At 68.3% G+C, this 8,439-nt stretch carries 9 protein-coding genes; 8 read left to right on the top strand and 1 reads right to left on the bottom strand.

The window, feature by feature from the left end; all coding sequences use genetic code 11:
* A partial coding sequence (locus VGF12_RS08210; RefSeq protein WP_331175545.1) for a TonB-dependent receptor plug domain-containing protein occupies positions 1-2,371 on the bottom strand: 2,371 nt, incomplete at its 3' end.
* 167 nt (positions 2,372-2,538) lie between these two features.
* On the opposite strand from VGF12_RS08210, the gene VGF12_RS08205 reads away from it, so the two are divergent.
* From VGF12_RS08205 to VGF12_RS08170, 8 genes are all read left to right on the top strand, one after another.
* Entirely contained in the window at positions 2,539-3,993 is a 1,455-nt protein-coding gene (locus VGF12_RS08205) for a cyanophycinase (RefSeq protein ID WP_331175544.1), read from the top strand.
* Positions 3,994-4,110: 117 nt separating this feature from the next.
* A complete protein-coding gene (locus tag VGF12_RS08200; RefSeq protein ID WP_331175543.1) occupies positions 4,111-5,352 on the top strand; it encodes a cyanophycinase in 1,242 nt (413 codons plus the stop codon).
* Positions 5,349-5,741, top strand: a complete 393-nt coding sequence (locus VGF12_RS08195) for a DUF3224 domain-containing protein (protein WP_331175542.1) — start codon at positions 5,349-5,351, stop codon at positions 5,739-5,741. Before VGF12_RS08200 ends, VGF12_RS08195 begins: the two co-directional genes overlap by 4 nt.
* A gap of 13 nt (positions 5,742-5,754) precedes the next feature.
* Positions 5,755-6,150 (top strand): hypothetical protein, encoded by a 396-nt coding sequence (locus VGF12_RS08190; protein WP_331175541.1) that lies wholly within the window; start codon positions 5,755-5,757, stop codon positions 6,148-6,150.
* 30 nt (positions 6,151-6,180) lie between these two features.
* Positions 6,181-6,684 carry a YbaK/EbsC family protein gene (locus VGF12_RS08185; RefSeq protein WP_331175540.1) on the top strand — a complete coding sequence of 168 codons (504 nt, stop codon included), beginning with the start codon at positions 6,181-6,183 and terminating at the stop codon, positions 6,682-6,684.
* A 151-nt stretch (positions 6,685-6,835) separates the two neighbouring features.
* The gene (locus VGF12_RS08180) at positions 6,836-7,063 is read left to right on the top strand and encodes a DUF1289 domain-containing protein (protein WP_331175539.1); all 228 of its coding nucleotides are present in this window, start codon (positions 6,836-6,838) and stop codon (positions 7,061-7,063) included.
* On the top strand, positions 7,060-7,719 hold the full coding sequence (locus tag VGF12_RS08175; protein WP_331175538.1) for a 2-hydroxychromene-2-carboxylate isomerase: 660 nt from the start codon (positions 7,060-7,062) through the stop codon (positions 7,717-7,719). Before VGF12_RS08180 ends, VGF12_RS08175 begins: the two co-directional genes overlap by 4 nt.
* A gap of 251 nt (positions 7,720-7,970) precedes the next feature.
* Positions 7,971-8,439: MFS transporter (locus tag VGF12_RS08170; protein ID WP_331175537.1), on the top strand; the 469-nt coding region annotated here is incomplete at its 3' end.

The raw sequence follows: 8,439 nt of genomic DNA, 5'->3' as shown, positions 1-8,439 counted from the left end.
GGTCACCGTCGCCGGTCTGCTGCTTGGACTGCAGCGTCAGCGTGCCGTTCAGGCGCAAGCCGAACTCGCCGAACCCGGTCTTCAAGCCGGTCAGCGTCAGGCCCAGGTCGAGGCCGGAGATCTTCTGCTTGCCACGGTTCTCCTTGATCAGGTCGATGCCGCAGATGGCGTAGTCCTCGGGGTCATAGCCGCTCTCGCAGTCCGGCGGCAGCTTGGTGTCCCAGTAGCGGTGCACGAGGGAGCCGTACTTGTTCAGATCAGCCAGGATCACGTCCACGCCCAGCGTGCTGATCAGGTTGCTCTTCTGGATATTCCAGTAGTCGACGTTCATGCTGACGCCGCGCCGAGGCTCGAACACGACGCCCGCAGAGAACTGGCGCGACTTCTCGGGCTTGAGCTTGGCGTTGCTGTAGTTGTACGTGCCCCAGCCTTCCGAGCAGTCGGTGGCCGTGTTGTCGGGGTCGGCGGCCAGACACACCGGGTCGGTGACGACGGCGGCGTTGCCGATCGACAGCGGGCGGTACAGGTCCGACATGCTTGGCGCACGGAAGCCCTTGCCCAGCGAGGCGCGCAGCAGCAGCTCCGGCGCAGGCACGTACTTCAGGCCCACCTTGGGGCTCAAGGCGCTGCCGCTGACTTGGTAGCGCTCGTAGCGCATCGCGGCCTGCAGCTCCAGCTGCTTGGTGACCGGCGCACTGATTTCGCCGAACACGGCGCTGACGTTGCGTGAGTGGCCGAAATCGGAGTCGGGGCCTTGCGAGGTCTCGCCAAGGATGTTGTCCGCCTTGAGCGCGTCCGACTGGTGGTAGTTCTGCTTCTCACGGCGCAGCTCGCCGCCCAGTGCCAGCGCCAGGTCGCCACCGGCCAGCGGCAGGAGGCCCTTGGACATCTTGAAGTCCAGGCTGTCCATCGTGCCGGTGGCGCGGCGTACCTCACCGCGGATCTGGGCCTTCTCGTACAGCGCCAGGCCGGCGGCGCTGGACGGACCGAAAGGACTGATGGTGCCGGCGTTGAAGCCGTCGGTGACCATCTGCTCGTTGAGATAGCCTTGGCTGTCGCGGTCGGACACCTTGCTGGTGCTGTGGTTGTAGGCCCATTCATAGTCCCAGCCGGCTACCGTGCCCAGCGTACCGAGGACGAAGCGGTTGGCGGTGGAGACCAGCTCGCTGGTGCGCAAGCCGGCCTCGACGAGGCGGGTGCGCATCGTGACGATCCGGTCTTCCTCGTCCAGGTCCGGGTCGTCCAGCGCGCTGCCCCGCAGTGCGGGCACCATGGACACATTCAGGTCGACGTCCATGCGATTGGGCGTGCCTGAATAGAAGGTGCGGGCGCGGGCCAGCGACACTTCGGCAAAGAGCTGGTGGCCGCCGCCGAGGTTGAACACGCCGCGGGTGAACACGCTGCTCTTGCGCGACTTGGGGTAGAGCTCGATGTCGCGCATGAAGTCGAAGGTGCAGCCGTCCGTGCCGCCGATGCCTGCGGGCAGGTACAGGCTGCCGTTCTCCGGGGTGCAGCCGGTCGCCGCGGCCGGGTTCACGGTGCGGGAGCTGATGACGTCCTTGCCGTTGGTCTTGAAGCCGTCGGCGATCAGCAGGTTGCGCTGGTAGTTGGTCAGCCGGATGTTGCCCGGGAAGCTGTAGCTGGACAGCTGGTCCGGTAGGTTGCCGGGGATGTCCAGCGCCTTGATGAACTTGCGCTGGTTCGCATTGAGCGAGCTGGTGGTCTGGACGTCCAGCACCCCCATGATGTTGAACCCGTCGCGCCCGTAGTCGCCGAACCCACCGGCCAGCGTCGCCGAGCGCTTGTTGGCGCCGCCTTCGGAGGTGTTGCCGGCCAGCGCGCTGATGTCCAGGCCCTGGAAGTCCTTGCGGGTGATGAAGTTGATGACGCCGCCGATGGCGTCCGAGCCGTACAGCGACGAGGCGCCGTCCAGCAGGATCTCGACGCGCTGGATGGCGGCGGCCGGGATGCTGTTGAGGTCCACGCCGGCCGAGTCGCCGGGGGAGGCGAAGTTGGCCATTCGGCGGCCGTTCAGCAGCACCAGCGTGGAAGACACGCCCAGCCCGCGCAGGTTGGCGGCGTTGAAACCCATCTGATCGCGGAAACCGCCCGTGCCGATGCTGACGCCGTCGGTCAGGTTGTTGGTGCCGGCGCTGATGCGGGCGATCAGTTCGGCCGCGGTCGTCACGCCGGCCTTGTCGATCTCATTGCGCGTGATGACCTGCACCGGCAACGCCGTCTCGCCTTCGATGCGCTTGATGGCGGTGCCCGTGATCTCCACGCGTTCGAGCGTGGACTGGGCCTGGGCGGCGCAGCTGAGAGCGAGCAGGGCCGTGGCAACGGCGATGCGGGAAGGGCAGGGTGTTTTCATGATGTGGCCTCCGGGTTTCGCGCGAGTCTATGCATGGCACCGGTAGCCGCCAGCCAGTCCGGAGAGATTCGTCTCGCCCGCGCCACGCTCGCGCCGTTCTAATGGGGGACGGGGCGTCATCGGCGCTCTGTCATGATGTGCGATCTGATCAAAGGGGGGTTGTTGGCATGAGGGCATGGATCTGGGCTGGCGTGGCGGCAATGGCGATGGCCGTAGGCGCGCGGGCAGCTCCCCCGACGGCGGCACCAGCGGCGACTGCTGCGCAAGCCGCCAAGCAGCAGCGTCCTTCAGCCACGACCGCGCCGCCGCGCGCGGCGGCACCGGCGCCGGCCAAGCCCGCTGCGCCGTCCGGCGCGCTGTTGCCCTTGCCGGAGTCCGAACCCGCCATCCGCGGCTACGCCGTGCCTATCGGTGGCGCGCTGAAGGCCGACAATGAGGAGGTCTGGCAGCGCATCGTGCAGTTGGCCGGTGGCAAGGGCGCACGTTTCGTCGTTTTCGGCACTGCCAGCGAGGATCCCGAAGCCAGCGCCAAGCAGGTCGTGGACCTGCTGCAGCGCCGCGGCGCCGTTGCCGAGGCCCTGCCGGTGGCGCCCAAGTTCCTGTGGGTGGACCTGACCAAGGTCGTGCGCGACCCGGCGCTGATCGCCAAGGTCAAGGCGGCCCGGGGCGTTTTCTTCACCGGCGGCACGCAGGAGCGCATCGTCGACGTGCTGCAGCCCGGCGGGCAGAGCACGCCCATGCTGGAGGCCATCTGGGATGTCTACCGCAAGGGCGGCGTCGTGGCCGGCACCTCGGCCGGCGCGGCCATCATGAGCACGATCATGTTCCGTGACGCGCCAAGCAGCATCAACATCCTGAAGGGCCGCATCGTCGATGGCAAGCAGGTGGATCGCGGCTTGGGCTTCGTCGGTTCGGAGCTGTTCGTGGACCAGCACTTCCTGAAGCGAGGTCGCATCGGTCGCATGGTGCCGCTGATGATGGCCAAGGGCTACAAGCTGGGCCTGGGCGTTGACGAGAACACCGCGGCCATCATCCGGGGCGACGAGATCGAGGTCATCGGCGACCGCGGCGCGCTGATGGTGGACCTGACGGACGCCGAATCCGACGCCACCCTGGGCGCCTTCAACGTGCGAGGGGCACGGATCAGCTACCTGGAGCATGGTGATCGCTATCACATGCGCGCCCGCTCGACGACGCCATCGGCGCCCAAGCTGCGCGGCGAGCTGCACGATGCCGAGTCTCCCAACTTCCGGGCCTACTACACCGATGACTTCCTGTCCCTGGACATGCTGGGTGACTCGACCATCTCCAACATGATGACGCGGCTGATCGACAGCTATCGCCGCGAGTTCAAGGGTCTGGCCTTCGACGCGCTGCCGCGCCCCAATGACCCGCTGGCCGAGCTGGGCTTCCTGTTTCGCGTCTATAAAGGCTCGGACTCTCTGGGCTGGAGCACCGAGGAATTCGGTGGCGAGCAGTTCACCGTCACCAACCTCTACCTAGACATCAGCCCGGTGCGGCTGCCGATGCCGCTGTATGGTGGCTGGGCAGGGCCGCCCAAATCGGCGGCCGGCGGCGCTGCTGCTGCGGCGTCGGCACCGCCCGCCTCGTCGATGAAGTGAAATCCCTGCAGCGCTTGGTCACAAGCGTTGCGTTTCCTCGGGCCTGACCCGTAGTCGATTCGCGCGCAGGCCTGCCAAGATGGGGGCGCTTGCGACTCCTGCCTTGCGGCAACCATCTTGCACAGCCCTTCCCAAGCCGTCAGCGGCACCGTGATCGTCATCGGCGGCGCGCTCAGAACTGACAGCGATGCTGTTTGGCAGCGCATCGTCGACGAGGCCGGCGGTGCCGGCGCCCCCATCGCGGTGTTCCCGACGGCGGCCCATGAACCCGGGCGCATCGCCGCCCAGATCGTCGCGGCGCTGAATCGCTGCGGTGCCCGCGCCGAGGCCGTGCCGCTCGCGCCGCATCTCGAAGGCGTGGATCTGGCGGCGACACTGAACGACACCGCGCTGATCGCGCGTGTCGCCGCTAGCAAGGCGGTGTTCTTCTCGGGCGGCGCTCAGGAATATCTCGTCGACACACTGCAGCCCGGTGGCCGGCCCACCGCGATGCTGGGGGCCGTGCGTGCCGTCTTTGCCGCCGGCGGCGTGATCGCCGGCACCAGTGCCGGCGCGGCCGTCATGAGTCGGCTGATGTTCCGCGACGCGATGGACAACCTGGCCGTGCTGCGCGGCCAGTGGCGGGCAGGCCGCGAGTACGACCACGGTTTCGGCTTCGTCGTGCCCGAGCTCCTCGTCGATCAGCACTTCCTCAAGCGTGGCCGCATCGGCCGCATGCTGCCGGCCCTGCAGGCCCAGGGTTGCCGCTTCGGTCTTGGCGTGGACGAGAACGCGGCTGTCGTCATCCAGGGGACCCGGCTCGAGGTCATCGGTGGCAGTGGCGCGGTCCTCGTCGACCTTGGCGAGGCCACCCACGACGCCGAGTTGCCGGCCTTCAACCTGCGCGGTGCGCGCCTGGCCTACCTGGACCACGGCGACCGCCACGACCTGGCCAGCGGCGAGACCCGCCCCGCCGCGCACAAGCTGCGCGAGCCGCGCATCGAGCCGGCCGTGCCTGGCTTCGAGCCCCGGCTTCAGGCCGATCGTTACTTCCTGGACATCCTTGGCGACGGCTGCATCCTCCAGGCGCTGGCCCAGTTGCTCGACGGCCCGGCGCCCGAGGTGCGAGGGCTGGCCTACCGGGCCAACCCGCAGCCGGGCGATCCGATGCCGGACATCGGGTTCGAGTTCCGGCTGCGCCGCGGCCCCGGCTTCGTCGGCTGGCGCAGTGCGCAACATGGGGGCGAGGACTACACGGTGCTGGGCGCCCGGCTGGACGTCGTGCCGGTGCGCGTGGCCCATCCCCTGTTCACGCCGCTGGTCGCCGAGCCACCGCGCGTGGTCGAATCGGAGCCGCGGCTCCAAGGAGAACGGCAATGACCTCGATCAGTGGCGAATTCAGCGTCGGCATGACGGCCCAGGAGGCAGAAGGCGCCAGCCCCGCCATCGGGCGCATGCTGCTGGACAAGGTGTACCACGGGTCCCTCGAAGCCCGCGGCGCCGGCCAGATGCTGGCCACGCACGGGAGCGTTGCCGGGTCGGCTGCCTACGTCGCCCTGGAGACGGTGACCGGTACGTTGCAGGGCCGCGAGGGCAGCTTCGCGCTGGTGCACCACGGCCAGATGGACCGCGGCCGGCCGACACTGGTCATCGCCGTGGTGCCCGACTCCGGCACCGGCGCGCTCGCCGGCCTGTCGGGCCGCATGCACATCCGCGTCGAAGGTCATCAGCATTTCTACGACTTCGAGTTCGCACTGCCCACACCCTGAAGAAGGAATGGCCATGAAGAAGATCCTCCCCCTCGTCGCGCTGGCGCTGCTCGCCGGTGCCGCCCACGCCGCCGATGTCGGCGTCTCCGTCCAAATCGGCCAGCCGGGCTTCTACGGCCGCATCGACGTCGGCAATGTCGCCCCACCGCCCGTCGTGGTCGCCCAGCCCGTCTGGGTGCATCGACGGCCGGTGCACGTCGAGCCCGTCTACATGCGCATCCCGCCGGGCCACCAGAAGCACTGGTCCAAGCATTGCGCCCGCTACAACGCCTGTGACGTGCCGGTCTACTTCGTCCGTGAGGACTGGTACGAGCAGCGCTATGCGCGGCCGCAAGGTGACAACGACCGGGGTGATGACCACGGCAGGAAGCATGGCAAGGGCAAGGGGCACGGCAAGGACCGCGACTGAGGACGGCCCGGTCGCGACACAATCGCGGCCATGGTTGACATTGACACCCGCCCCGAGGGCTTCCAGCGCGTCAGCGCCGCGCTGGCAGCGAGCTCCCACCCGCACACGCCGCTGTGGCTGGACGTGGCCGCCCGCACGGCCCAGGAAGCCGCCGATGCGCTGGGCGTGACGCTGGGCCAGATTGCGAAGTCGGTGGTCTTCCGCCGCAAGGCCGATGACTCGGCCGTGCTCGTGATCACCTCGGGCGACAAGCGCGTCGACGAGGCCAAACTGAAGCCCCATACCGGGGCCCTGGGCCGGGCAGACGCCGACTTCGTCAAGGCTCGCACGGGGTTCTCCATCGGCGGCGTGTCGCCAGCCGGGTTCGCCCCGGTCGACGGCTTCGCGGCCCCCCAGCTCTTCATTGATCGTGAGCTGTTCCGCTTCGACATCATCTGGGCCGCGGCCGGCCATCCAAACGGCGTGTTCAAGCTGACGCCAGGTGAATTGGAACGCCTGACCGGGGCCCCCGTCATCGACGTCGTGCAGGCATGACACGGTCCAGCGCTTCAGTGGGCCGCGCCGGACGGGCGCCAATCCGGTGGGTACCCCGCCGGGGCGGCGATGGTTGCCGGCGGTCCCGGCAAGCCCATCGCCGGACGGGGCGGCTTGGAAGCGCTCCAGTGACCGGTCGGAGGTCTCCGTCATGAAAGCTGCCGTCACTTCGCCCTGCGTGAACGTCTGCCAGATGGATGCGGCGACCGGTTGGTGCCGTGGCTGCGCGCGCAGCATCAACGAGATCGCCGGCTGGGGCGGAGCCCCCGAGACGGTGCAGCGCCACATCTTGGATCAACTGTCCGAGCGCCGCGTCGAGATGCATCGACATGGCTTGTGGCTCGGCCCCTGGCCACATTCGGAGGAACAGGATCGATGAAGCTGCTGACCTTCTACTTCGACCCCATCTCGCCCTATGCGGCGCTGGGCTTTGAGGCCCTGCCGGAGACGCTGGCGGGGCATAGCGTAGAAGTCGTCTACCGGCCCATCTTGTTCGCGGCGCTGTTGCAGGCGCTGGGGCAGAAGGGGCCGGCCGAGATCGAGGCCAAGCGTCGCTGGACCTTCCGTCAGGTGGCCTGGCTGGCGCACAGCCAGGGCATCGTGCTGGACCCACCGGCCCAGCATCCCTTCAACCCGCTGCCGCTGCTGCGACTGGCCTGGGCCTGCGCGGCGCCGCAGGGGCAGCCGGGCGACACGCCGAGCCGCTGGGTCGTCGAGCAACTCTTCCATCATGTCTGGCGGGGCGCCGGCGCCGATGCCAACGATGCGGTGCGCCTGGCCGCGCTGGCCGAGCGCCTCGGGCCTGCGCAGGACCCGGCGAGCGAGACGGTCAAGCAACGCCTGCGCAGCGAGACCGAAGCAGCGCTTTCCCTGGGCGTCTTCGGTGTGCCGACGGTCGAGTTCGAGGGTCGCCTGTTCTGGGGGCAGGACGCCTTGCCCATGCTGCGCGGTGCGCTGGACGGTGATCCCTGGTTCCGCAGCGGCATCTGGGAGTCGGCGGCGCAGCGGCGCCCCGGCGTCACGCGCAAGCACTGAGCTGGCCCGGGAGGGCTTGGCTCAGGGGGGCCGTGCCAGACCGGCGCAGACCCGCGCCAGGCTGACGCAAACCGTCTCAGGATTTACCCGCGAGCCCCATTTGCTCTCGCATTGAGAAATGCGAACTGCGGGTTCCTGCGGAGTTTGTCAGCCTCGATTCAGACTGGCGTCAGAACACGGTCAGAGGCCGTGTGAATAGTCACGCCGAGGAAAGCCTGTGGGGCGGACCGACAACAGACGGAGACTTTTCAATGGCAACTGCGACTTCAACGGCCTCGACGCCGATGACCCGCGAAGAGAAGAAGGTCATCTTCGCCTCTTCGCTGGGCACGGTGTTCGAGTGGTACGACTTCTACCTCTACGGCTCCCTGGCGGCCATCATCGCCAAGCAGTTCTTCGCCGGCCTCGAGCCCGGCGCGGCCTTCATCGCCTCGCTGATGGCGTTTGCCGCCGGCTTCATCGTGCGCCCCTTCGGCGCGCTGGTGTTCGGCCGCCTCGGCGACATGATCGGCCGCAAGTACACCTTCCTGGTCACCATCTTGATCATGGGCCTGTCGACGTTCATCGTCGGCGTGCTGCCTTCCTACGCGACCATCGGTGCCGCAGCTCCGGTCATCCTGATCGGCCTGCGCATGCTGCAGGGCCTGGCCCTCGGCGGTGAGTACGGCGGTGCCGCCACCTACGTGGCCGAGCATGCTCCGCACGGCAAGCGCGGCGCCT

Source organism: Roseateles sp., assembly GCF_036404855.1.
Taxonomy (GTDB): Bacteria; Pseudomonadota; Gammaproteobacteria; order Burkholderiales; family Burkholderiaceae_C; genus Pelomonas.
Note: the sequence above shows the minus strand (reverse complement) of the source record. Positions and strands in the feature narration are given on the sequence as shown.

Bases quoted from the DNA above. Each gene is read 5' to 3' on its own strand.
- VGF12_RS08175 (WP_331175538.1), top strand. From the start codon at position 7,060: ATGAAGCTGCTGACCTTCTACTTCGACCCCATCTCGCCCTATGCGGCG.
- VGF12_RS08190 (WP_331175541.1), top strand. From the start codon at position 5,755: ATGAAGAAGATCCTCCCCCTCGTCGCGCTGGCGCTGCTCGCCGGTGCC.
- VGF12_RS08195 (WP_331175542.1), top strand. From the start codon at position 5,349: ATGACCTCGATCAGTGGCGAATTCAGCGTCGGCATGACGGCCCAGGAG.
- VGF12_RS08205 (WP_331175544.1), top strand. From the start codon at position 2,539: ATGAGGGCATGGATCTGGGCTGGCGTGGCGGCAATGGCGATGGCCGTA.
- VGF12_RS08180 (WP_331175539.1), top strand. From the start codon at position 6,836: ATGAAAGCTGCCGTCACTTCGCCCTGCGTGAACGTCTGCCAGATGGAT.
- VGF12_RS08185 (WP_331175540.1), top strand. From the start codon at position 6,181: ATGGTTGACATTGACACCCGCCCCGAGGGCTTCCAGCGCGTCAGCGCC.